This window comes from Pseudomonas sp. RtIB026, assembly GCF_016861355.2.
Lineage (GTDB): Bacteria > Pseudomonadota > Gammaproteobacteria > Pseudomonadales > Pseudomonadaceae > Aquipseudomonas > Aquipseudomonas peradeniyensis.
Map to the genome: position 1 here is coordinate 2,431,740 of NZ_AP023348.2, position 23,794 is coordinate 2,455,533.

Genomic DNA, 23,794 nt, shown 5'->3' on the forward strand with positions numbered 1-23,794 from the left:
AGCGGTCAGGCGGACCCTGCATGGCTGTCGAGCAGGGCCATGAAAGCCCTGGCCGCGTTCGACAGCGTGCGTTCGGTATGCAGTATGTAGCCTAGCTGGCGTGACAGCTGTATGCCGGGCAGGGCGATGGGCGCCACTTGTTCATCGAGCATAGTACGTGGCAGCACACTCCACGCCAGGCCGATCGACACCATCATCTTGATGGTTTCCAGGTAGTTGGTGCTCATGGCGATGTTCGGCACCAGGCCCTGGCTTTCGAACAGGCGCTGGACGATATGGTGGGTGAAGGTGTTGCCGCCGGGGAACACCGCCGGATGGCGCGCCACGTCGGCCAGGCTGACCGCGCCGTTGCTGGCCAGCGGGTGCTCGGGCGAGGCGACGAAGTCCAGGGCGTCGTCCCATACCGGCACGGCCCGCACCAAATGGTGCGGCTCGGGCGCCAGGGTGATCACGGCAATTTCGGCGCGGCCGTGCAGCACCTCGTCGTAGGCCGCCTCCGAGTCGAGGAACTGGATATCCAGGGCCACCGCCGGGTACTGGCGGGTAAAGGCACGCAGCAGCGGCGGCAGGCGGTGCAGGCCGATGTGATGGCTTGTAGCCAGGGTCAGGCGACCGCTCACCGCCCCGGTGAGGTTGGTCAGGGCGCGGCGGGTATCATCGAGTACGTTGAGGATCTGATAAGCGCGGGGCAGCAGGGCGCGGCCGGCCTCGGTGAGGGTGACCTCGCGGCCCAGGCGGTCGAACAGGCGCACGTCCAGCTGCTGCTCGAGGCCGGCGATGCGCTTGCTGATGGCCGGCTGGGTCAGGTGCAGGCGTTCGCCCGCCCCGGAAAAACTGCCGGTTTCGGCGATGGCGATGAAGGCGCTGAGGTTGGCCAGGTCCATCTATTTGAATTCCTGATGGTTATGCAAAGCATGAAAATTATGAATTTGAGTTATTCAATCTATCGCCATAGCATCGTCCGTACAAGCCAAGGGGTCTTTGGCATAGAAAGACGCTGATGAGGAACAGTCTGATGGCTGGCAAAACGCTCTACGACAAACTCTGGGAAGCTCATGAGGTCAAGCGCCGCGATGACGGCTCGTCCTTGATCTACATCGACCGCCACATCATCCACGAAGTGACTTCGCCCCAGGCTTTCGAAGGCCTGCGCCTGGCCAGCCGCAAACCGTGGCGCATCGACGCCAACATCGCCACCCCCGACCACAACGTACCGACCACGCCGGAGCGCAAGGGCGGCATCGAGGCCATCGTCGACCAGGTGTCGCGCCTTCAGGTGCAGACCCTCGATGAGAACTGTGACGAATATGGCATCGTCGAATTCAAGATGAATGACGAGCGTCAGGGTATCGTCCATGTCATCAGCCCGGAGCAGGGCGCGACCTTGCCGGGCATGACCGTGGTCTGCGGCGACTCGCACACCTCCACCCACGGCGCGTTCGGCGCCCTGGCCCATGGCATCGGCACCTCCGAGGTCGAGCACGTGCTCGCCACCCAGTGCCTGGTGGCCAAGAAAATGAAGAACATGCTGGTGCGCGTCGAGGGTCAATTGCCCGCTGGCGTCACCGCCAAGGACATCGTCCTCGCCGTGATCGGCAAGATCGGCACCGCTGGCGGCAACGGCCATGCCATGGAGTTCGCCGGCAGCGCCATCCGCGAGCTGTCGATGGAAGGCCGCATGACCATCTGCAACATGTCCATCGAAGCCGGTGCCCGGGTAGGCCTGGTGGCTGTCGACGGCACCACCGTCGCCTATGTCGAAGGCCGTCCGTACGCGCCGAAGGGCGAGCAGTGGACGCAGGCCGTCGAGGCCTGGAAAGGCCTGGTGTCCGACGCCGATGCCGTGTTCGACACGGTGGTCGAGCTCGACGCCGCGCAGATCAAGCCGCAGGTCAGCTGGGGCACCTCGCCGGAGATGGTCCTGGCCGTCGACCAGCGCGTGCCGGACCCGGCCGCCGAGCCCGACCTGATCAAGCGCGGCTCGATCGAGCGCGCCCTCAAGTACATGGGCCTGGCCGCCAACCAGGCGATCACCGAGATCAAGCTCGACCGCGTGTTCATCGGTTCGTGCACCAACTCGCGCATCGAAGACCTGCGCGCCGCCGCCGAAATCGCCAAGGGCCGCAAGGTCGCCGCCAACGTCAAGCAGGCGCTGGTGGTGCCGGGCTCGGGCCTGGTCAAGGCCCAGGCCGAGCGCGAAGGGCTGGACAAGATCTTCCTCGAAGCCGGCTTCGAATGGCGTGAACCAGGCTGCTCGATGTGCCTGGCGATGAACCCGGACCGCCTGGAGAGCGGCGAGCACTGCGCGTCCACCTCCAACCGCAACTTCGAAGGCCGTCAGGGCGCCGGTGGTCGTACCCACCTGGTCAGCCCGGCCATGGCCGCCGCCGCCGCGGTGACCGGCCACTTCATCGATGTCCGCGAGTTGATCCAAGGGAGCGCAGCATGAAAGCCTTTACCCAGCACACCGGTCTTGTCGCGCCATTGGATCGTGCCAACGTCGACACCGACCAGATCATTCCCAAGCAGTTCCTCAAGTCGATCAAGCGCACCGGCTTCGGCCCCAACCTGTTCGACGAGTGGCGTTACCTGGACGTCGGCCAGCCTTACCAGGACAACAGCAAGCGCCCGTTGAACCAGGATTTCGTGCTCAACCATGCGCGTTACCAGGGTGCCAGCGTGTTGCTGGCGCGGGAGAACTTCGGTTGCGGCTCGAGCCGCGAGCATGCCCCATGGGCGCTCGACGAGTATGGTTTTCGCAGCGTGATCGCGCCGAGTTTCGCCGACATCTTCTTCAACAACAGCTTCAAGAACGGCCTGTTGCCGATCATTCTTGACGCTGCCGAAGTCGACGAGCTGTTCAAGCAGGTCGAGGCCAACCCGGGTTACCAGCTGACCATCGATCTCGAGGCCCAGGCGGTGACTCGTCCGGACGGCAAGGTGCTGAAGTTCGAGATCGACGCGTTCCGAAAGCACTGCCTGCTCAACGGCCTGGACGATATCGGCCTGACCCTGCAGGACAGCGACGCGATCAAGGCGTTCGAGGGCAAGCACCGCGCCAGCCAGCCCTGGTTGTTCCGCGACGCGTGATTGACTGCTTGCCCCGCGCAGAGGGGCATTGGACACTGAAGTACTTCGGCGCGCCTGCGAGGCGCGCCGCTTGATTGGATAGAGGAACGCATGAGCAAGCAGATTCTGATTCTCCCAGGTGACGGCATTGGCCCGGAAATCATGGCCGAGGCGGTCAAGGTGCTGGAACTGGCCAACGACAAGTTCCAGCTCGGCTTCAGCCTCACCCACGACGTGATCGGCGGCGCCGCCATCGACAAGCACGGCGTGCCCCTGGCCGACGAGACCCTGGCGCGCGCGCGCCAGGCCGACGCCGTGCTGCTGGGCGCCGTGGGCGGCCCGAAGTGGGACAAGATCGAGCGTGACATCCGTCCGGAGCGCGGCCTGCTGAAGATCCGTTCGCAACTGGGCCTGTTCGCCAACCTGCGCCCGGCCATCCTCTACCCGCAACTGGCCGATGCCTCGTCGCTCAAGCCCGAGATCGTTTCCGGCCTGGATATCCTCATCGTCCGCGAGCTGACCGGCGGCATCTACTTCGGCGCGCCACGCGGCCAGCGCGAGCTCGAAGGCGGCGAGCGCCAGGCCTATGACACCCTGCCGTACAGCGAGAGCGAAGTGCGCCGCATCGCCCGTGTCGGCTTCGACATGGCCCGCGTGCGCGGCAAGAAGCTGTGCTCGGTGGACAAGGCCAACGTCCTGGCCTCCAGCCAGCTGTGGCGCGAAGTGGTCGAAGAGGTGGCCAAGGACTACCCGGACGTCGAGCTGAGCCACATGTACGTGGACAACGCCGCCATGCAACTGGTGCGCGCGCCCAAGCAGTTCGACGTGGTGGTGACCGACAACATGTTCGGCGACATCCTGTCGGATGAGGCTTCCATGCTCACCGGTTCCATCGGCATGCTGCCGTCGGCGTCGCTGGATGCCGACAACAAGGGCATGTACGAGCCGTGCCACGGTTCGGCGCCGGACATCGCCGGGCAGGGCATCGCCAACCCGCTGGCGACCATTCTCTCGGTGTCGATGATGCTGCGCTACAGCTTCAACCAGACGGCCGCCGCCGAGGCGATCGAGCAGGCGGTGAGCCGGGTGCTGGACCAGGGCCTGCGCACCGGCGATATCTTCTCCGAGGGCTGTAGCAAGGTGGGTACGCAGGAAATGGGCGACGCAGTAGTCGCAGCGCTGCGGAATCTGTAATCTCTCTGGCCCGCCACCAAAAACTCCCGGTGGCGGCCCACTTTTAGCAAAGGTGTAGTTGCGATGAAACGTGTAGGTCTGATCGGTTGGCGTGGAATGGTCGGTTCCGTGCTCATGCAGCGGATGCTCGAAGAGCAGGACTTCGACCTGATCGAGCCGGTGTTCTTCACCACCTCCAACGTCGGTGGCCAAGGCCCTGCCGTGGGCAAGGACACTGGCCCGCTCAAGGACGCCTACAGCATCGACGAGCTCAAGACCCTCGACGTGATCCTGACCTGCCAGGGCGGCGACTACACCAACGAAGTCTTCCCCAAGCTGCGCGAAGCGGGCTGGCAGGGCTACTGGATCGACGCGGCCTCGTCCCTGCGCATGCAGGACGATGCGGTGATCATCCTCGACCCGGTCAACCGCAAGGTCATCGACCAGCAGCTGGACGCGGGCACCAAGAACTACATCGGCGGCAACTGCACCGTCAGCCTGATGCTGATGGGCCTGGGCGGCCTGTTCGAAGCCGGCCTGGTCGAGTGGATGAGCGCCATGACCTACCAGGCGGCCTCGGGTGCCGGCGCGCAGAACATGCGTGAGCTGATCAAGCAGATGGGCGGTATCCACGCGGCGGTCGCCGACGACCTGGCCAACCCGGCCAGCGCCATCCTCGACATCGACCGCAAGGTGGCCGAGGCCATGCGCGGCGAGGGCTTCCCGACCGACAACTTCGGCGTGCCGCTGGCTGGCAGCCTGATCCCGTGGATCGACAAGGAGCTGCCGAACGGGCAGAGCCGTGAAGAGTGGAAGGCCCAGGCCGAGACCAACAAGATCCTTGGGCGCTTCAAGAGCCCGATTCCGGTCGACGGCATCTGCGTGCGGATCGGCGCCATGCGTTGCCACAGCCAGGCGCTGACCATCAAGCTGAACAAGGATGTGCCTTTGGCGGATATCGAAGGCATGATCAGCCAGCACAATCCCTGGGTGAAGCTGGTGCCTAACCAGCGGGAGATCAGCATGCAGGAGCTGAGTCCTACCCAGGTGACCGGGACCCTGAACGTGCCGGTCGGGCGTTTGCGCAAGCTGAACATGGGGTCGCAGTATCTTGGGGCCTTCACTGTTGGCGACCAGTTGCTGTGGGGGGCTGCGGAGCCGTTGCGGCGGATGTTGCGGATTCTGCTGGAGCGGTGATCTGGGTGGTTTGAGTTTGGATTTTGAAGAGCCCGTGTTGCGAGAGTGATGCGGGTTTTTTTATTGGTGTTAGATTCGTTGTTTGTTTTGATGTTTTTATTCGCATTCATTTGCGATGTTGACGCATAGTCACCTTTCCGCCCTTACGGCGGGTAACTTTTTGAAGGATCAAAAAGTCACCAAAAAATCCTCGCGGTATGACTCACCCACATGGGTTACAAATCAGTTCACGCACATAGGTAACAGTCTTTAACTGGCAGGGTCGGTTTTCGAGGATCTGACCATGCCTTGGCGAGAGCTGAAACCTATGGACCTGAAAATGCTTTTCATCGCGGATTACCTACAGGGGGCGCCCAGCTTCAGCGCCCTGTGCCAGGCCTACGAGATCAGCCGAAAGACCGGCTACAAATGGGTCGAGCGATATGAGAAAGAGGGGCCTTCGGGGCTGGAAGAACGCAGCCGCCGCCGGTTGACCCAGGACTGGATCGTGCCTGTTGCAGTTCGCGAAGCCATTATCGAACTGCGCAGTCGAGGCGAAACGGAACCGGGTCCGAAAAAGATCCAGGCTGCGCTGCAGGAGCGTTTCCCTGATCAGGCGCCGCCGTCGAAGACAGCGATCTACAACATCCTCAAGAAGGCCGAGTTGGTCAAACCACGCCGCTTACGTCAGCGGGTAGCGGTCTATCCCAAGCCCCTGGAGAAGGCAGAGTCGCCTAACCAACTGTTCAGTGCGGACTACAAAGGCCAATTTCTGACAGGTGCAGGCGTCTGGTGCTATCCGCTGACGATCATGGATCACGCCAGTCGCTTCCTGCTCGCCTGCCACAGCATGCCCAACACCAATCTTCTGGAAACGCAGGCCGTTTTCACCCAAGTGTTCCGGGAGAATGGCCTGCCTGAGCGGATTCGTACCGATAACGGTGTGCCGTTTGCCAGTAAGGGGCGTGCGGGACTTTCCCAGCTGTCGATCTGGTGGCTGCGTCTAGGCATCATTCCCGAGCGCATTGCGCCTGGTCGGCCTGAACAAAATGGCCGCCACGAACGCATGCATCGGACGCTCAAAAGCACGCTACCATCGCCGCCGGCAGTGGCCTGGGAGGCTCAACAACGGCACTTTGATCGCTTCCGGCAGCACTACAATCACGAGCGCTTGCATGAAGCGTTGAAGCAGAAAACACCGGCGTCTTGCTACCAACCCTCGCCGCGCCCATTCCCTGAAAAACTCCCCGAGATGACCTATCCCAGCCATATTGAGAGCTTGCCAGCGGATAGCTGCGGCATCATCAACCGCCGCGGCTTGAGGATCTACGTAGGTTATGTGCTCAAGCACCAGACCATTGGCCTGGAGCAGGTTGGGGATGGCGTCTGGGATGTTATTTTCGGTCCCATCATCCTTGGCAGGGTCGATGTGCGAGATGCCACTGATGGTTATGTAACACTCAAGGTGTTGTCACCTATGTGAGTGAACTTTTGTGTAACCCATGTGGGTGACCCGTACATCGCTCCATTCATCCGGCCCTGCGCTTCGCTCCGGGTTCCCTCACTCCGGCCTTGCTCCCGGGAGGACCGCGCTGCAGGGCCCATCCTGGGCCCCAGCGCTTGACGGGCATCCATGCCCGTCACCTCCCTCCGCAAGTCCTGCGTTCGGCCTCCTGAAGTCGCGAAGTTACGGGCGGCGCCTGAACTGGCGCAGCTGTCGCTAGTTGAAACTTAATTAATCTCTCGATTAAATCGCGGGGCAAGCCCGCTCCCACGCAGATTATTCAGCTTGGTGCGGGAATAGCGTGGGAGCGGGCTTGCCCCGCGATAGGCCGGAACAGCCAATATATTACTAATTTTCAAACAGCCAACTTCGCATTTCTTGCTCTTGCTCTTGCTCTTGCTCTTGCTTTTAAGCGCGCGATAGTTCAGGCGCCGCCAATTGCGACTTCAGGAGGCCGAGCGGAGTTCTTGCGGAGGGAGGTGACGGGCATGGATGCCCGTCAAGCGCTGCGCCCCAGGATGGGGCGTTCAGCGCGGTCCTCCCGGGAGCAAGAACGGAGCGAGGGAACCCCGGAGCGAAGCGCAGGGGCCGGATGAACGGAGCGGGACGGTTTTGCCTACTTTTCCCACGAGAAAAGTAGGCCGCCGTAAGGGCGGAAGGGTGATAATGCGTCGACATCGCCAATGAATGCGCATAAATAAATCAAAACCCACACTCTTAAACCCGAACCCGAACCCGAACCCGAACCCGAACCCGAACCCGAACCCGAACCTACCTCCCACCCCACAATCCAAGTAAAGTGCCGCTCCCCCGCCGTACCCCCGCAGAAAGGAACCGATCCCATGACCACCCCCGCCCTAGACATCGCCGTAATCGGCGCCACCGGCACCGTCGGTGAATCCCTCGTCCAGATCCTCGAGGAAGTGGCCTTCCCGGTCTCCACCCTGCACCTGCTGGCCAGCATGGAATCCGCCGGCAGCAGCGTCATGTTCGCCGGCAAGAAACTGAAAGTCCGCGAAGTGGACAGCTTCGACTTCACCCAGGCCCAGCTGGTGTTCTTCGCCGCCAGCCCCGCCGTGAGCCGCAGCTTCGCGCCCAAGGCCATCGCCGCCGGTTGCGCGGTGATCGACCTGTCCGGCGCCCTGGACGGCGCCACCGCCCTGGTCCCGGAAGCCAACGGCGAGCGCATCGCCGAACTCGCGCGGCCCGCGCTGATCACCAGCCCGAGCGCCGGCGCGGTGGCCCTGGCTGTGGCGCTGGCGCCGCTCAAGGGACTGCTCGACATCGAGCGCGTGCAGGTCAACGCTTGCCTGGCGGTTTCGGAGCAGGGCAGGGAGGCCGTCAGCGAGCTCGCCCGGCAGACCGCCGAGCTGCTCAACGCACGCCCGCTGGAGCCGCGCTTCTTCGATCGCCAGGTCGCCTTCAACCTGCTGCCCCAGGTCGGCACCCCCGACGCACAGGGTCACACAACGGTGGAGCGGCGCCTGGTTGGCGAGCTGCGCCAGGTGCTCGACCTGCCGCAACTGAAGATTTCCGTGACCTGCATTCAAGTCCCGGTGTTTTTCGGCGATAGCTTCAGTGTGGCGGTGCAAAGCCGTAATCCGGTCGATCTGGCGGCCGTCAACGCCGCGCTGGAGGCCGCCGAAGGCATCGAACTGGTCGAATTGGGGGATTATCCGACACCGGTAGGTGACGCAGTGGGCCAGGACGTGGTCTATGTTGGTCGTGTACGCCATGGTGTCGATGAAGACCAGCAACTGAACCTGTGGCTGACCACCGACAATGTGCGCAAGGGCGCGGCGCTGAATGCCGTGCAGGCGGCACAATTGTTGATAAAACACATGGCGTAAAAGATACTGCGAGCAATTTTGTCCTGCACCGCGCAAAGGTTTTCGGGACGCTTCATACAAGGGAAGAGTTCATGCTTCGAATTCGCAAACTGGTTCTGGCCATCGCGGCAGCCTCGGCGCTGTCGTCCGGCATGGCTAACGCTCTGGGGTTGGGCGAGCTGACCCTCAAGTCGGCGCAGAACCAGCCGCTGGATGCCGAGATCGAACTGCTCGATGTGCGCGACCTCACCGCAGCGCAGATGGCGCCCAGCCTGGCGTCGCCGGAAGAGTTCGCCAAGGCCGGGGTGGCCTTCCCGCCGTACCTCGAAGACCTCACGTTCACCCCGGTGGTCAACCCCAACGGCAAGAGCGTGCTGCGGGTCACCTCCAGCAAGGCGCTGCCGGAGCCGGTGGTCAAGTTCCTGGTCCAGGTCATGTGGCCCCAGGGCCGTCTGCTGCGCGACTACAGCGTGTTGCTCGACCAGGCGCAGGCCCAGGGCAGCCAGCCAACCCAGGCCAATATCAACCCGGCGGTCAGCGCGGGCAGCTACACCACCAAGCGCCGCGACACCCTCTGGCAGATCGCCGCGCGCAACAGCAACGGTGGCTCGATCCAGCAGACCATGCTGGCCATCCAGGCGCTGAACCCGGATGCCTTCATCGGCAACAACATCAACCAGCTCAAGACCGGCCAGGTCCTGCGCCTGCCCGATCAGCAGCAGGCGCAGAGCATTCCCCAGGCCCAGGCCAACCGCGAAGTGGCCGAGCAGTACGCCGCCTGGCGCGAAGGCCGTCGCCTCGGCCCGCGCGCGCGACAACTGGACGCCACCCGCCGTGGCGAGGCCGGCGCCGCGCCGGCACGCATCGCCCAGGGCGACAACCTGCGCCTGGTGGCGCCGGGCGGCAAGGCTGCGGCCGGTGAGGCCAAGGCGCTGGGCGACAAGCTGGCCGTGGCCCAGGAAAGCCTCGACACCAGCCGTCGCGACAACGAAGAACTCAAGAGCCGAATGGTCGACCTGCAGAGCCAGCTGGACAAGCTGCAGCGTCTGATCGAGCTGAAGAACGACCAGTTGGCGCGCCTGGAGGCCCAGGGTGGCGCAGCACCGCAGCCGCCGGCCGGCGCGCTGCCGGGTGAGCCAGCTCCGGCGCAACCGGTGGTGAACGCCCAACTGACCCCGGCCGAACCGGTGGTCGCTCCGGCGCCTGCCGCCGCCGACACCGCGCCGCAGGATGTGGCCGCCGAAGAGCCGGCCAGCGAAGAGCCCGGCATGCTCGACCAGTTGCTGGGCAATCCGCTGCTGCTGGGCCTGATCGCCGGCTCCGCGTTCCTGGTCCTGCTGCTGTTGCTGCTGCTCCTGGCGCGCAAGCGCAAGGCCCAGCAGGAAGCCGAAAAGCACCTGCGCATGGCGCGTGCCCTGGCCGAGGATGGCGAGCGCGGCCCTGACCTGGAGCTGCCACCCAGCAGCTTCGAAGGCCTCGACGTGTCGGCGCCGACCGTGACCCTGTCGCCAGCGGTGGTGGCGGCCTCGGCGGCTGCGGCCGTTGCCGCGGAAAAACCTGCGGCCCCCGTCGAAGCTGCCGCGCCGGCGGTCGATCCGCGCGCCGCGCTGCTGGCCGAAGTGGACGACAGCCTGGCCCGTGGCCGTCTCAACCATGCCGCCGACCTGCTGGAAGCGGCGGTGGCTTCCGAGCCACAGCGCAGCGACCTGCGCCTGAAGCTGATGGAAGTCTATGCCCGCCAGGGTGACCAGGACGCCTTCGCCGGCCAGGAGCGCAAGCTGGCGGTCAATGACGCGAACCAGGCCGAGGTCGCCGCGCTCAAGGAGCGCTTCCCGGCCATGCTGGGTGTCGCGGCGGTGGCGGCAGGCGCTGCCGGGGCCGCTGCCCTGGCCGCCGAGCTGGATGAGCAGTATGTCCAGGACCTGCTGCAGGACAAGGAGCTGGAGCTGGGCGAAAGCGCGCCGGAACTCGTCGTGGAGCCGGAACCTGAGCCTGTCGTGGCGGCCGAGCCGGAACCTGAGCCTGTCGTCGAAGAGGCCGACCTGGACAGCGCCTTTGACCTGAGCCTGGGTGATGACTTGCCGGTAGATGACCATCTGGACCTGGCTGGTCTTGAGGACTTGGTTGTCGAAGCGCCCGAGATCGAGGCCGAGCCTGCGCCTGCCGTTGCCGTTGCCGAAACCGATGCCGACGACGACTTCGAGGCTTTGCTTGCCCAAGCCCAGGCGACGCCGCAGAATGTCGACGATCTGGCCGAGTTCGACCTGGATGTCGCCGAACAGCCGGTGGCCCCGGCCAGCAGCGAGGAAGCCCCGGTGGACGTGGCGGCGGAGCTCGCGGCCTTCGAGGCCATTCCGGAGTTCGACCCGATCTCCGAGCTGGAGCTGCCCGAGGACTTCGACCTGTCGCTGTCGCTGGACGACGACTCGCCGGCGGCGAAGAACTTCGCCTCGGAACTGGACGACGTCAACGCCGAACTCGACAAGCTGTCGCAGAACCTCGATGTCCCGGCAGCGGCGCCTGAGCCACAGTTCACCGCCGAGGATGCGGCACTGGAGCCCGAGCCGCTGGACGACCTGGACTTCGACTTCTTCTCCGGCGCCGACGAGGTGGCCACCAAGCTCGACCTGGCTCGCGCCTACATCGACATGGGCGACCACCAGGGTGCCCGTGACATCCTCGACGAAGTGGTCAAGGACGGCGATGACAGCCAGCGCCAGGAAGCCAACGAGATGCTCTCGCGCCTGGTCTGAGGCGACGTTGCACCGCGCGGGGCAAGCCCATTCCCACAGAACACGTGGGAGCGGGCTTGCCCCGCGATCATTTCGGCCCCTGCACGGTTTGCCGGTATACTCCCGCCTTTCGTTTCAGCATCAGGTTTGCCGCTCTTGGACATCATCGACACCGCCGCCGCCGAATCGGCCGCCGAAGGCTACACCCGCATCGCCCTGGGCGTGGAATACAAAGGTTCGCGCTACCGCGGCTGGCAGCGCCAGGCCAGCGGCGTGCCCAGTGTCCAGCAGGCCCTGGAGCAGGCGCTGTCGACGGTGGCCAACGAGCCGATCTCGGTGATCTGCGCCGGGCGTACCGATGCCGGCGTCCATGGTTGCGGGCAGATCGTGCATTTCGACACCCGCGCCGTGCGCGACGAGCGCGCCTGGACCCTGGGCACCAACTTCAACCTGCCCCACGACATCAGCGTGGTCTGGTCGGCGCCGATGCCTGCGCACTTTCATGCCCGCTTCAAGGCCACCGCGCGGCGCTATCGCTACGTCATCTACAACGATCCGATCCGCCCGGCCCACCTGGCCGAGGAAGTGACCTGGAACCATCGCCCGCTGGACGTCGAGCGCATGGCCGAGGCCGCGCAGTATCTGCTGGGCACCCATGATTTCAGCGCCTTCCGCGCCAGCCAGTGCCAGGCCAAGTCGCCGATCAAGCACATCCACCACCTGCGCGTGACCCGTCATGGGCGGATGATCGTGCTGGACGTGCGCGCCACCGCGTTCCTGCACCACATGGTGCGCAACATCGCCGGCGTGCTGATGACCATCGGCGCCGGCGAGCGTCCGGTGGAGTGGGCCCGCGAGGTGCTGGAGGGGCGCAACCGCCGTGACGGCGGAGTGACCGCGCACCCTTACGGCCTCTACCTGGTGCAGGTGGAGTATCCGCAGGAATACGCGCTGCCGCAGCGTTACATCGGCCCACACTTTCTTAGCGGTTACGAGGCGCTGGCAGACTGACGGGGCACGGGTCATTTGCTACCATCGACGCTTTCCCGATCACCCAAGGTTCGCCGTCCATGAGCAACGTTCGCAGCAAGATCTGCGGGATTACCCGTATCGAGGACGCCCTGGCCGCGGTCGAGGCCGGCGCCGACGCCCTCGGTTTTGTCTTCTATGCGAAAAGCCCTCGGGCAGTGGATGTGCGCCAGGCGCGGGCGATCATCGACGCGCTGCCGCCGTTCGTGACCACCGTGGGGTTGTTCGTCAACGCCTCGCGCTGCGAGCTCAACGAGATCCTCGAAGTGGTTTCCCTGGACCTGCTACAGTTCCACGGCGATGAAACCCCGGCCGATTGCGAGGGCTACCACCGCCCCTGGATCAAGGCCCTGCGGGTGCGCCCGGGGGATGACCTGGAGGCCGCCTGCCACCACTACGCCGGCGCCCGCGGCATCCTGCTGGACGCCTATGTGCCGGGCGTGCCGGGGGGAACCGGCGAGGCCTTCGACTGGTCACTGATTCCGCAGCGCCTGAGCAAGCCGATCATCCTTGCCGGTGGCCTGTCGGCCGACAACGTGGCGGCGGCCATTCGCCAGGTGCGCCCGTACGCGGTGGATGTCAGCGGCGGCGTGGAGCAGGCCAAGGGCATCAAGGATGCGGCGAAGATCGAAGCCTTCATGCAGGCGGTGAAACACGCGTGAACGCTAATGTGACGGCTGGCCGCGCGCCATCGTCCATAGCTTTCGCAGCCCGGTGCTGCCAGGCCGCGCCAGAGCGCGGGGCATGCCGGGGAAGAATTGGAGGTGGGGCGGCCGTGGCCGGCCCATCGTCGCTTTACAGAAGAATTTGAGCTCAAGGGCAGGGCGGGGCCGCGCAGGTCTCCCTGGCCAATACTGGAGAAAGCAAGCATGAGCAACTGGTTGGTAGACAAACTGATCCCTTCGATCATGCGTTCCGAGGTGAAGAAGAGCTCGGTGCCGGAAGGGCTGTGGCACAAGTGCCCGTCCTGCGAAGCCGTGCTGTATCGCCCGGAGCTGGAAAAGACCCTCGACGTCTGCCCTAAGTGCAACCACCACATGCGTATCGGCGCCCGCGCGCGCATCGATATCTTCCTCGATCCAGAAGGCCGTGCCGAGCTGGGCGCCGACCTGGAGCCGGTCGACCGCCTGAAGTTCCGTGACGGCAAGAAGTACAAGGACCGCCTGACCGCCGCGCAGAAGCAGACCGGCGAGAAGGACGCGCTGATCTCCATGAGCGGCACCCTGATGGGCATGCCGATCGTGGTCAGCGCCTTCGAGTTCTCCTTCATGGGCGGCTCCATGGGTGCCATCGTTGGTGAGCGTTTCGTGCGCGCCGCCAACTACGCCCTGGAAAACCGTTGCCCGATGGTCTGCTTCTCCGCTTCCGGTGGCGCGCGCATGCAGGAAGCGCTGATCTCGCTGATGCAGATGGCCAAGACCTCCGCGGTGCTGGCGCGTCTGCGCGAAGAAGGCATTCCATTCATCTCGGTGCTGACCGACCCGGTCTACGGCGGCGTTTCCGCCAGCCTGGCGATGCTCGGCGACGTGATCGTCGGCGAGCCGAAGGCGCTGATCGGCTTCGCCGGTCCGCGGGTGATCGAGCAGACCGTGCGCGAGAAACTGCCCGAAGGCTTCCAGCGCAGCGAGTTCCTGCTGGAACACGGCGCCATCGATCTGATCATCTCCCGTGACGAGCTGCGTCCGCGCCTGGCGCGCCTGCTGGCGCAGATGACCGGCCAGCCGACCCCGGAAGCGGCCAAAGAGGTCGCCGCGGTCGCGTGATGAACCAGCGCAGCCTGGGCGACTGGCTCGCCTACCTCGAACAGTTGCACCCCTCGGCCATCGACATGGGCCTGGAGCGCTCGCAACAGGTGCTGGCGCGCCTGGGGCTGGGCAAGCTGGCGCCGCGGGTGGTGACGGTGACCGGTACCAACGGCAAGGGCTCGACCTGCGCTTTCGTGGCCGCGTTGCTGCGCGCCCAGGGGCTCAAGGTCGGGGTGTACAGTTCGCCGCACCTGCTGCGTTACAACGAACGGGTGCTGATCGAGGGTCGCGAGGCCAGCGATGAGCGCCTGTGCGAAGCGTTCGCCGCAGTGGAAGCGGCGCGCGGCGAGATCTCGCTGACCTATTTCGAAATGGGCACCCTGGCGGCGTTCTGGCTGTTCAAGCACTGCGCGTTGGACGCGGTGGTGCTTGAGGTCGGCCTGGGTGGTCGGCTGGATGCAGTCAACCTGGTGGATGCCGACGTGTCGCTGGTCACCAGCATCGGCGTCGACCACGTTGACTACCTGGGTGATAGCCGCGAGTCGGTGGCCTACGAGAAGGCGGGGATCTTCCGTCAGGGCCTGCCTGCGCTGTGTGGCGACCTGGATCCGCCGCAGCCTTTGCTGGACAAGGTGCGTGAGCTGGATTGCCCGTTCTTCCTGCGCGGGCGTGATTTTGACCTGGATAGCAGTGCCGAACACTGGCATTGGCGTGGTCGCCAGCTCGACGGTTCGCCCGTTGAGCTGCGCGACCTGCCGTTGCTCGACCTGCCCATGGAGAATGCCGCCCTGGCCTTGCAGGCTTTCCTGCTGATGGACCTGCCGTGGGATGCCGGCACGGTTCGCCAGGCCTTGCTGGATACGCGTATCACCGGTCGTCTCGACCGGCGCGAGTTGCTGCTGCGGGGCAAGCGCGTGGAGTTGCTGCTGGATGTCGGCCACAACCCGCACGCCGCCGAGTACCTGGCCCGCCGCCTGGCGGCGCGCCCGGTGAAAGGGCGGCGCCTGGCGGTATTCGGCCTGTTGGCCGACAAAGACCTGCCCGGTGTGCTCGCGCCGCTGCGCGACCAGGTCGCCGATTGGGCGGTGGCGCCGCTGGACACGCCGCGTAGCCGCCCGGCCACGGAGCTGGCGGATGCCTTGACGAACCTGGGTGCGACAGTGAAGTCTTACGCCAGTGTCGCGGCTGCCCTCGAAGGGCAGTGCGCCCAGGCGACGGCGGATGACCAGGTTCTGCTGTTCGGTTCGTTTTTCTGCGTCGGCGAGGCCCTGGCCTGGCTCGAGCGGCAGGTCCCCGAGGATGGAGTAGATGGCAGTGCTGGATAAAGGGATGAAACAGCGCATGGTCGGTGCGCTGGTGCTGGTGGCGCTGGCGGTGATCTTCCTGCCGATGTTGTTCACCCGCGAGGACGAGCTGCGCCAGGTGCGAGTCGAGGCGCCGGAGGCGCCGGCCATGCCGAGTCTGCCCCAGGTGCAGGTGGAGCCGGTTCAGGTGCCGGAGCCTCAGCCGTTGCCGGAGCAGAACGCGCAGCCGCCGGTAGTGGTTGACGAGTCCACGGCGCCGGTGATGGCGCCGAGCCAGCCCATCGCGCCGGTCGCGACCGTGGCGCCACCTGTGCAGCCCAAGCCGCAGACACCAGTGCCGACGCCGCCGGTCGCCAAGGTGGAGGCGCGTCCGGCGCCTGCACCGAGCGTTGCGCCTGCCGCCAAGCCGGCCGCGCCGTCGAAGATCGATGCCAACGGCCTGCCGGTGAGCTGGTCGATCCAGTTGGCCAGCCTGTCCAGCCGGGCCGGTGCCGAGAATCTGCAGAAGACCCTGCGCAGCCAGGGCTACAACGCCTACATCCGTTCGGCGGACGGCATGAATCGGGTGTTCGTCGGGCCGCTGATCGAGCGCGCCGAGGCCGAGCGCCTGCGTGATGTGATCAGCCGCCAGCAAAACCTCAAGGGTATCGTGGTGCGCTTCCAGCCGGAGCGTGGCTGACGCACATCTCACGCCCTCCCTGTAGGAGCGGCCTTGTGCCGCGAAAGGGCCGCGACGCGGCCCCCGCTCACACCTTGGGGCTGCTGCGCAGCCCTTTCGCGGCACAAGGCCGCTCCTACAGAGTCAGCGCAGGCCAGGCGGTCTGTTTCAGGGTGTAAAGCTGTCCCCGGAGTCAGCCCGCAGCCCTTCAAACGCCTGACATTCCGCTTACTCCAAGCCCCTGGCTCTGGTAAAATGCGCCGCCTCTAACGTCGGCAGGCAACACCGTGGCATTTACCTGGGTTGATTGGGCGATCATCGCGATCGTCGTCATTTCATCACTGATCAGTCTCAAGCGCGGCTTCGTCAAGGAAGCCTTGTCCCTGCTCATCTGGATTGTCGCCGGTGCGGTGGCCTGGATGTTCGGCGGCTCGCTTGCGCAGTATCTTGAAAGCTATATCCAGATGCCTTCAGCACGGGTCATTGCCGGCTGCGCCATTCTTTTCGTCGCCACGCTGCTGGTCGGGGCGATGCTCAATTTCCTCATCGGCGAACTGATCCGCGTGACCGGGTTGTCCGGCACTGATCGCTTCCTCGGCATGGCCTTCGGCGCCGCGCGCGGGGGCTTGCTGGTGGTGGTGGCGGTCGGGCTGCTGAGCCTGGGGCCGGTGCAACAGGATCCGTGGTGGCAGGAATCACGCCTGATACCACAATTTCTATTGGTAGCCGATTGGTCGAAGAACCTCATTCTCGGGTTCAGCGGCCAGTGGATGTCCAGTGGGGTCAGCGCACCCGTTGACCTTCCGTTCAAGGAGCAGTTGCTCGGGCCGACCAAGCCCTGAGCGCTCTTCACTCAAGTTTCATCAAAGTAGGGGTTGCGTCGCATGTGTGGCATCGTCGGTATCGTCGGTAAGTCGAACGTCAATCAGGCGCTGTATGACGCGCTTACGGTCCTCCAGCACCGCGGCCAGGATGCTGCCGGTATCGTGACCAGCCACGACGGCCGGTTGTTCCTGCGCAAGGATAACGGCCTGGTGCGCGACGTCTTCCAGCAGCGCCACATGCAGCGCCTGGTCGGCAGCATCGGCATCGGTCACGTGCGTTACCCGACCGCCGGCAGCTCCACTTCGGCCGAGGCCCAGCCGTTCTACGTCAACTCGCCCTACGGCATCACCCTGGCGCACAACGGCAACCTGACCAACGTCGAGCAGCTGGCCAAGGAGATCTACGAGTCCGACCTGCGCCACGTCAACACCAACTCCGACTCCGAAGTGCTGCTGAACGTGTTCGCCCACGAGCTGGCCGTGCGCGGCAAGCTGCAGCCGACCGAAGAAGACGTGTTCGCCGCGGTTTCCCACGTGCACAGCCGTTGCGTCGGTGGCTACGCGGTGGTGGCGATGATCACCGGCTACGGCATTGTCGGCTTCCGCGACCCCAACGGCATCCGTCCGGTGGTGTTCGGCCAGCGTCACACCGATGAAGGCGTCGAGTACATGATCGCCTCGGAAAGCGTGGCCCTGGACGTGCTCGGCTTCACCCTGATCCGCGACCTGGCGCCGGGCGAGGCGGTGTACATCACCGAAGGCGGCCAGATGTTCACCAAGCAGTGCGCCGAAAGCCCGAAACTGCAGCCGTGCATCTTCGAGCACGTCTACCTGGCCCGTCCGGATTCGATCATCGACGGCGTCTCGGTGTACAAGGCGCGCCTGCGCATGGGCGAGAAGCTGGCCGAGAAGATCCAGCGCGAGCGCCCGGACCATGACATCGACGTGGTCATCCCGATTCCCGACACCAGCCGCACCGCGGCGCTGGAGCTGGCCAACCACCTGGGCGTCAAGTTCCGCGAAGGCTTCGTCAAGAACCGCTACATCGGCCGTACCTTCATCATGCCCGGCCAGGCCGCGCGCAAGAAATCGGTACGCCAGAAGCTCAACGCCATCGAGCTGGAATTCCGCGGCAAGAACGTGATGCTGGTGGACGACTCGATCGTGCGCGGCACCACCTGCAAGCAGATCATCCAGATGGCCCGCGAAGCCGGCGCCAAGAATGTCTACTTCTGCTCCGCGGCCCCCGCGGTGCGCTACCCCAACGTCTACGGCATCGACATGCCGAGCGCTCACGAACTGATCGCCCACAACCGTACCACCGAACAGGTGGCCGAGTTGATCGGCGCCGACTGGCTGATCTACCAGGACCTCCCGGACCTGATCGAATCGGTCGGTGGCGGCAAGATCAAGATCGAGCATTTCGATTGCGCGGTGTTCAACGGTGAGTATGTCACCGGCGATATCGACGAAGCCTACCTCGAGCGCATCGAGCAGGCCCGTAACGACCTGGCCAAGGTGAAGAACCAGGCGGTCAGCGCGATCATCGACCTGTACAACAACTGATTTGGGAGCGACGGCATGACCGATCAATGGGATGCCGGTCGACTGGACAGTGACCTCGAGGGTGTCGGTTTCGACACCCTGGCGGTGCGCGCCGGTCAGAACCGTACACCGGAGGCCGAGCACAGCGAAGCGCTGTTCCTGACCTCCAGCTATGTCTTTCGCACGGCCGCCGACGCCGCTGCGCGTTTTGCCGGCGAAACGCCGGGCAACGTCTACTCGCGCTACACCAACCCGACCGTGCGCGCCTTCGAGGAGCGCCTGGCGGCCATGGAGGGCGCCGAGCAGGCTGTGGCCACTTCCACCGGCATGGCGGCGATTCTCGCCGTGGTCATGTCGCTGTGCAGCGCTGGCGACCATGTGCTGGTATCGCAGAGCGTGTTCGGCTCGACCATCAGCCTGTTCGAGAAGTACTTCAAGCGTTTCGGCGTGCAGGTGGACTACGTGCCGCTGGTCGACCTGAACGGCTGGGAAAAGGCCATCAAGGCCAATACCAAGCTGCTGGTCGTCGAGTCGCCCTCCAACCCGCTGGCCGAGCTGGTGGACATCACCGCACTCGCCGAGATCGCCCATGCCCGTGGCGCCATGCTGGTGGTGGACAACTGCTTCAGCACCCCGGCCTTGCAGCAGCCGCTCAAGCTCGGCGCCGACATCGTGTTCCACTCGGCCACCAAGTTCATCGACGGCCAGGGCCGTTGCATGGGCGGCGTGGTGGCCGGGCGCAGCGAGCAGATGAAGGAAGTGGTGGGCTTCCTGCGCACCGCCGGCCCGACCCTCAGCCCGTTCAACGCCTGGGTCTTCACCAAGGGGTTGGAGACTCTCAAGCTGCGCATGCGCGCCCACTGCGAGAGCGCCCAGGCGTTGGCCGAGTGGCTCGAGCAACAGGACGGCATCGAGAAGGTCCACTACGCCGGCCTGCCGAGCCACCCGCAGCATGAACTGGCCAAGCGCCAGATGAGCGGCTTCGGCGCGGTGGTCAGCTTCGAGGTCAAGGGCGGCAAGGAAGGCGCCTGGCGCTTCATCGACGCCACCCGGGTGATCTCCATCACCACCAACCTCGGTGACAGCAAGACCACCATCGCCCACCCGGCCACCACCTCTCACGGCCGTCTGACGCCGCAGGAGCGTGAAGCGGCGGGTATCCGTGACAGCCTGGTGCGCGTGGCGGTCGGACTGGAAGACGTGGCCGACCTGCAAGCCGATCTGGCCCGCGGCCTGGCGGCGCTGTGATCGACTGGAAGGGTGGCGAACCCGGCCATAACGGCCGGGTGGCCCTGGTGACCGGTGCCGCCCGCGGCATCGGCCTGGGCATCGCCGCCTGGTTGATCTGCGAGGGCTGGCAGGTGGTGCTGAGCGATCTGGACCGCCCGCGCGGCACCAAGGTCGCCAAGGCCCTGGGCGACAATGCCTGGTTCATCACCATGGACGTGGCCGACGAGGCCCAGGTCAGTGCCGGGGTGTCCGAGGTGCTCGGGCAGTTCGGCCGGCTGGATGCGCTGGTGTGCAACGCGGCGATCGCCAATCCGCATAACCAGACCCTGGAAAGCCTGTCCCTGGCCCAATGGAACCGGGTGCTGGCGGTCAACCTCAATGGCCCGATGCTGCTGGCCAAGCATTGCGCACCTTATCTGCGCGCCCATGGTGGCGCGATCGTCAACCTGACCTCCACCCGCGCCCGGCAGTCCGAGCCGGACACCGAGGCCTATGCCGCCAGCAAGGGCGGCCTGGTCGCCTTGACCCACGCCCTGGCCATGAGCCTGGGGCCGGAGATCCGCGTCAATGCGGTGAGTCCGGGCTGGATCGATGCCCGTGACCCTTCGCAGCGGCGCGCCGATCCGCTGAGCGACGCCGACCATGCCCAGCATCCGGCTGGCAGGGTAGGGACGGTCGAGGATGTGGCGGCGCTGGTGGCGTGGTTGTTGTCGCGCCAGGCGGGGTTCGTCACCGGCCAAGAGTTCGTGGTCGATGGCGGGATGACCCGCAAGATGATCTACACCTGAGTTGTAACCTGTTGAGATGCAAGAGAAAGGGGCCGAGAGCCCCTTTTTTTGTCAGCTGTACCGGCTCTATCGCGGGGCAAGCCCGCTCCCACGCTGCGGGCGTCTGGTTGTGGGAGCGAGCTGGCCCTGCGATCAGGCTGCCTTTTTTGCCCTTTTTGAAAAAAACTTCAATGGGGGTATTGACTTAGCATCGGTACCTGCGTAAATTTCGCGGCCTCAGCGAAGCAAACGCAACAAGCAACATCGCGGGGGTGATTAGCTCAGCCGGGAGAGCATCTGCCTTACAAGCAGAGGGTCGGCGGTTCGATCCCGTCATCACCCACCACTTCCTGAGACGTTCCTGGTTCAGTGGTTTCGAAAGAAACACGCTGGCAGAGAGGAACAGGACGCAAGTCCAACTATGCGCGGCGGTAGTTCAGTCGGTTAGAATACCGGCCTGTCACGCCGGGGGTCGCGGGTTCGAGTCCCGTCCGCCGCGCCATTTTTCTCCAGATGGGTGCTTGCACCGGTCTGAGGCCGCAAGGCCAGATCCCAGTTTCAATCAGGCGCAAGCCTGAACGATACGCAGCGGTAGTTCAGTCGGTTAGAATACCGGCCTGTCACGCCGGGGGTCGCGGGTTCGAGTCCCGTCCGCTGCGCCATCTTCTGCCAAGAGCCCCATGAACGCTCAAGGCAACACAGAAAGGGCGATATCAAAGTCGCCTTTTTTGTGCCTGGCTTTCGCGCCACAGCGCTTGAAAGCTCAGATCCCAGTTTCAATCGGGTGCAAGCCCGAACGATACGCAGCGGTAGTTCAGTCGGTTAGAATACCGGCCTGTCACGCCGGGGGTCGCGGGTTCGAGTCCCGTCCGCTGCGCCATCTTCGCCTCGAGGTCCCTAGAACACCTCGAAGCTACGAAAAAGCGACCCTCGGGTCGCTTTTTTCGTTTCAGCGCCTTGCACAGACACGGGCAAGGATTTACACCAAGCTGACAGAGTCTTCACCGATCAATGGTTTCAGCCACTGATCGATGTGTTGCACAATACGCCCCATTCGTTTCTTCCCGGAATTGGCAATGTCTAGATCAACCGTCTATGGCGCGCTCGGGCTGGCCGTCGTGCTGGCGGGTGTGTCCGGCTGTTCCTCGAAAAAGGCCGCCGTCTACGAGCACGAGAACTTCGATGACTCGGGCACCTTCTCCCGCAGTTTCGCCACCAGCGAGGCGGGCTCCTGCGAGGCGGCGCGGCGCGCGCTGCTCAGCCAGGGCTACATAATCACCAGCAGCGACGCCAACCAGGTCGCCGGCAACAAGAGCTTCCAGCAGAACGCCGAGAACCATCTGCAGATCAGCTTCAACATCACCTGCGTGCCGGACATGAGCGACAAGCAGCGCTCGACCATGTTCGCCAACGCCCTGCAGGACCGCTATACCCTGAAGAAATCCAACACTTCCGCCAGTCTTGGCGTGGGTGTACTGGGTTCGGTATCGATGCCGATCGGCTCCACCGACGATTCCATGGTCAAGGTCGCCAGCGAGACAGTCACTGCCGCGCAGTTCTATGACCGCTACTTCGCTTTGGTGGAAAGCTACCTGCCGAAGCAGAAGAAGCCGGAGAAAACCGAGCCCGCCGCCGAGCCGAAGGTTGAAAAACCGGCCGCCGACCTGGGCCTGCCGGAGCCTGCGCCCGCTGCCCTGGCGCCCGCGGCGCAGCCTGCCACGCCGGTCGCCGAGAGCGTGGCAGAGGCACCGGCCCCGGTACCGACTCCGGTTGCCGCCGCCCCTGCCGCTGCTCCCGCGCCTGTTGCCGCTCCAGCGGCTTCTGTACCGGCTAGCGAAGCCCCTGCGGCCCCGATTGTGGACGACAGCAAGGGCTCGCAGCCCATCGCGCCGCCCGTCGAGCCGGCACCGATCCAGGTGCAGCAGGAAGCACCGGCAGTGGAGCAGGCTCCCGCGCCACTCTGACACGTCGATAACTTCCCGGGCGCCTGCTACGTTTATCGTTCATAGGGCTGTAATCATTCCGTCATTTCGCTGGCTTAGGTTGGCGCAATGACTGAAGAACGATGAATGAAGGGGCGTGAAGATGGACGATTACCAGGAAGAACTGCTCGAATTCCAGGCCTATGAACTGGACCTGCCGGAGCCGGCCGACGACGCCACCGAGCTTTAACCCACCTGTCGCTGATTGCGGCGAAACTCCCCGGGCGTCAGCCCCGTCCAGCGCTTGAATGCGCGCTGGAAGGCCTCGGCCGAGGCGAACCCCAACAGATAGGCGATCTCGCCGAAGGCCAGCTCCGTGTCGCGGATATAGGTCTCGGCCAGGTCGCGCCGCGTGTCGTTGAGCAGGTTGCGAAAGCGCGTGCCTTCCTCGGCGAGTTTGCGGCGCAAGGTCCAGGTCGGCAGTTGCAGGTGCCGCGCCACTTCTTCCAGATCCGGCTCGCGCCCACCGTTCAACAGCGGTCCCAGCAGGTGGGTGATGCGCTCGCCCAGGCTGCGCACGCGGGTGCGCTGGGCCAGTTCTGCTTCGCACAGCTGCAGCAGGTGCTGCCAGGTACTGGGGCAGTGTTGCGGGTTGGGCAGGGCCAGGGTGGCCTGGCTCAGGCGCAGCTGGTTGGCCGTGGCGCCGAAATGCACCGGGCCTGCGCACAGGCTTTGGTACTGTGCGGCGTAGGCGGGGGCGTCGAACTCGATTTCCAGGCGCTCGGCCTGCACCGGCCTGGCCGCCAGGGCGCCAAGCTGCGCCAGCCAGCCAGCCAGCAGCGAGTCGACCACGAAGCGGTTGTAGTCGTTGTAGGGGCTGATGGAATAGAACCGCAGCCAAGCGCCCTGGGCGTCTTCCTGAAAGCTCGACTGGCCCCGGTAGTTGGCGGCATACAGCGGCTCGAAACGCAGCAGGGTGCGGGCGGCATCGCCAAGGGTCGGGGCCTGGGCGGCGGCGACGCCGGCCAGGCCGGCCTGGGCCAGGCGGCTCAGGCGCCCCATGTGCAGGCCCAGCGCCGGCTCGGTGGACAAGGCGATCGCCGCGTGCCCCAGGTGCATGTAGCGCGGGATCGACAGCCGCGCACCCGGCTCGGCCAGGCGCCTGGAGTCGAGGCCATAGCGCAGCAGCAGGGGGTGTGGATCGTGACCGAGTGCCGTCAGCGCCTCGGCCAGGGGCTGGACGAAACCTACCGACAGTTCACCCAGGCGTACGCGGGGGCGGGGCAT

The 23,794-nt window shown here is 64.9% G+C and carries 19 protein-coding genes and 4 tRNA genes; 21 read left to right on the forward strand and 2 right to left on the reverse strand.

Annotated elements, in window-relative coordinates:
- Nucleotides 1-5: 5 nt before the first annotated feature.
- Nucleotides 6-884 (reverse strand): LysR family transcriptional regulator, encoded by an 879-nt coding sequence (locus PRtIB026_RS11080; RefSeq protein WP_028690430.1) that lies wholly within the window; start codon nt 882-884, stop codon nt 6-8.
- A 131-nt stretch (nt 885-1,015) separates the two neighbouring features.
- Between PRtIB026_RS11080 and leuC the strand changes: the two genes are divergently transcribed.
- The 21 genes from leuC to PRtIB026_RS11185 all read left to right on the forward strand — a co-directional run bounded on the left by leuC (nt 1,016) and on the right by PRtIB026_RS11185 (nt 22,549).
- Complete coding sequence (gene leuC, locus PRtIB026_RS11085; RefSeq protein ID WP_203647531.1) at nt 1,016-2,449, forward strand: 3-isopropylmalate dehydratase large subunit; 1,434 nt, start codon at nt 1,016-1,018, stop codon at nt 2,447-2,449.
- The gene (gene leuD / locus PRtIB026_RS11090; RefSeq protein WP_110739341.1) at nt 2,446-3,090 is read left to right on the forward strand and encodes a 3-isopropylmalate dehydratase small subunit; all 645 of its coding nucleotides are present in this window, start codon (nt 2,446-2,448) and stop codon (nt 3,088-3,090) included. Before leuC ends, leuD begins: the two co-directional genes overlap by 4 nt.
- Nucleotides 3,091-3,180: 90 nt before the next feature.
- Nucleotides 3,181-4,263 (forward strand): 3-isopropylmalate dehydrogenase, encoded by a 1,083-nt coding sequence (gene leuB / locus PRtIB026_RS11095; RefSeq protein ID WP_203647530.1) that lies wholly within the window; start codon nt 3,181-3,183, stop codon nt 4,261-4,263.
- Between the two features lie 63 nt (nt 4,264-4,326).
- Entirely contained in the window at nt 4,327-5,439 is a 1,113-nt protein-coding gene (gene asd, locus PRtIB026_RS11100) for an aspartate-semialdehyde dehydrogenase (RefSeq protein WP_198743661.1), read from the forward strand.
- A 283-nt stretch (nt 5,440-5,722) separates the two neighbouring features.
- Nucleotides 5,723-6,901 (forward strand): integrase core domain-containing protein, encoded by a 1,179-nt coding sequence (locus PRtIB026_RS11105; protein WP_203647529.1) that lies wholly within the window; start codon nt 5,723-5,725, stop codon nt 6,899-6,901.
- Nucleotides 6,902-7,764: 863 nt separating this feature from the next.
- Nucleotides 7,765-8,772 carry an aspartate-semialdehyde dehydrogenase gene (locus tag PRtIB026_RS11110; RefSeq protein WP_203647528.1) on the forward strand — a complete coding sequence of 336 codons (1,008 nt, stop codon included), beginning with the start codon at nt 7,765-7,767 and terminating at the stop codon, nt 8,770-8,772.
- A 71-nt stretch (nt 8,773-8,843) separates the two neighbouring features.
- The gene (locus PRtIB026_RS11115) at nt 8,844-11,504 is read left to right on the forward strand and encodes a FimV/HubP family polar landmark protein (protein WP_203647527.1); all 2,661 of its coding nucleotides are present in this window, start codon (nt 8,844-8,846) and stop codon (nt 11,502-11,504) included.
- Between the two features lie 135 nt (nt 11,505-11,639).
- Entirely contained in the window at nt 11,640-12,494 is an 855-nt protein-coding gene (truA, locus tag PRtIB026_RS11120; protein ID WP_203647526.1) for a tRNA pseudouridine(38-40) synthase TruA, read from the forward strand.
- A gap of 59 nt (nt 12,495-12,553) precedes the next feature.
- Nucleotides 12,554-13,174 (forward strand): phosphoribosylanthranilate isomerase, encoded by a 621-nt coding sequence (locus PRtIB026_RS11125; protein WP_203647525.1) that lies wholly within the window; start codon nt 12,554-12,556, stop codon nt 13,172-13,174.
- 207 nt (nt 13,175-13,381) lie between these two features.
- Nucleotides 13,382-14,275 (forward strand): acetyl-CoA carboxylase, carboxyltransferase subunit beta, encoded by an 894-nt coding sequence (gene accD, locus PRtIB026_RS11130; protein WP_028690439.1) that lies wholly within the window; start codon nt 13,382-13,384, stop codon nt 14,273-14,275.
- Nucleotides 14,275-15,582, forward strand: a complete 1,308-nt coding sequence (folC, locus tag PRtIB026_RS11135) for a bifunctional tetrahydrofolate synthase/dihydrofolate synthase (protein WP_203647524.1) — start codon at nt 14,275-14,277, stop codon at nt 15,580-15,582. Before accD ends, folC begins: the two co-directional genes overlap by 1 nt.
- Nucleotides 15,566-16,240, forward strand: a complete 675-nt coding sequence (locus tag PRtIB026_RS11140; RefSeq protein WP_203647523.1) for an SPOR domain-containing protein — start codon at nt 15,566-15,568, stop codon at nt 16,238-16,240. The genes folC and PRtIB026_RS11140 overlap by 17 nt, the downstream gene beginning before the upstream one ends.
- Before the next feature lie 266 nt (nt 16,241-16,506).
- Nucleotides 16,507-17,061, forward strand: coding sequence for a CvpA family protein (locus PRtIB026_RS11145; RefSeq protein ID WP_050704773.1), 555 nt, complete (start codon nt 16,507-16,509; stop codon nt 17,059-17,061).
- Nucleotides 17,062-17,103: 42 nt separating this feature from the next.
- Nucleotides 17,104-18,609, forward strand: coding sequence for an amidophosphoribosyltransferase (gene purF / locus PRtIB026_RS11150; RefSeq protein WP_203647522.1), 1,506 nt, complete (start codon nt 17,104-17,106; stop codon nt 18,607-18,609).
- A gap of 15 nt (nt 18,610-18,624) precedes the next feature.
- Entirely contained in the window at nt 18,625-19,836 is a 1,212-nt protein-coding gene (locus tag PRtIB026_RS11155; RefSeq protein ID WP_028690444.1) for an O-succinylhomoserine sulfhydrylase, read from the forward strand.
- Complete coding sequence (locus PRtIB026_RS11160) at nt 19,833-20,606, forward strand: SDR family oxidoreductase (RefSeq protein ID WP_203647521.1); 774 nt, start codon at nt 19,833-19,835, stop codon at nt 20,604-20,606. The genes PRtIB026_RS11155 and PRtIB026_RS11160 overlap by 4 nt, the downstream gene beginning before the upstream one ends.
- Before the next feature lie 249 nt (nt 20,607-20,855).
- Nucleotides 20,856-20,931: transfer RNA gene (locus PRtIB026_RS11165), tRNA-Val, on the forward strand.
- A gap of 79 nt (nt 20,932-21,010) precedes the next feature.
- Nucleotides 21,011-21,087 (forward strand) — tRNA-Asp (locus PRtIB026_RS11170).
- 83 nt (nt 21,088-21,170) lie between these two features.
- Nucleotides 21,171-21,247, forward strand: a tRNA-Asp gene (locus PRtIB026_RS11175).
- Between the two features lie 141 nt (nt 21,248-21,388).
- A tRNA-Asp gene (locus PRtIB026_RS11180) sits at nt 21,389-21,465 on the forward strand.
- A 196-nt stretch (nt 21,466-21,661) separates the two neighbouring features.
- A complete protein-coding gene (locus PRtIB026_RS11185) occupies nt 21,662-22,549 on the forward strand; it encodes a DUF2242 domain-containing protein (RefSeq protein WP_203647520.1) in 888 nt (295 codons plus the stop codon).
- Nucleotides 22,550-22,753: 204 nt separating this feature from the next.
- On the opposite strand, the gene PRtIB026_RS11190 is transcribed toward PRtIB026_RS11185, so the two are convergent.
- Nucleotides 22,754-23,794, reverse strand: a complete 1,041-nt coding sequence (locus tag PRtIB026_RS11190) for an AraC family transcriptional regulator (protein ID WP_203647519.1) — start codon at nt 23,792-23,794, stop codon at nt 22,754-22,756.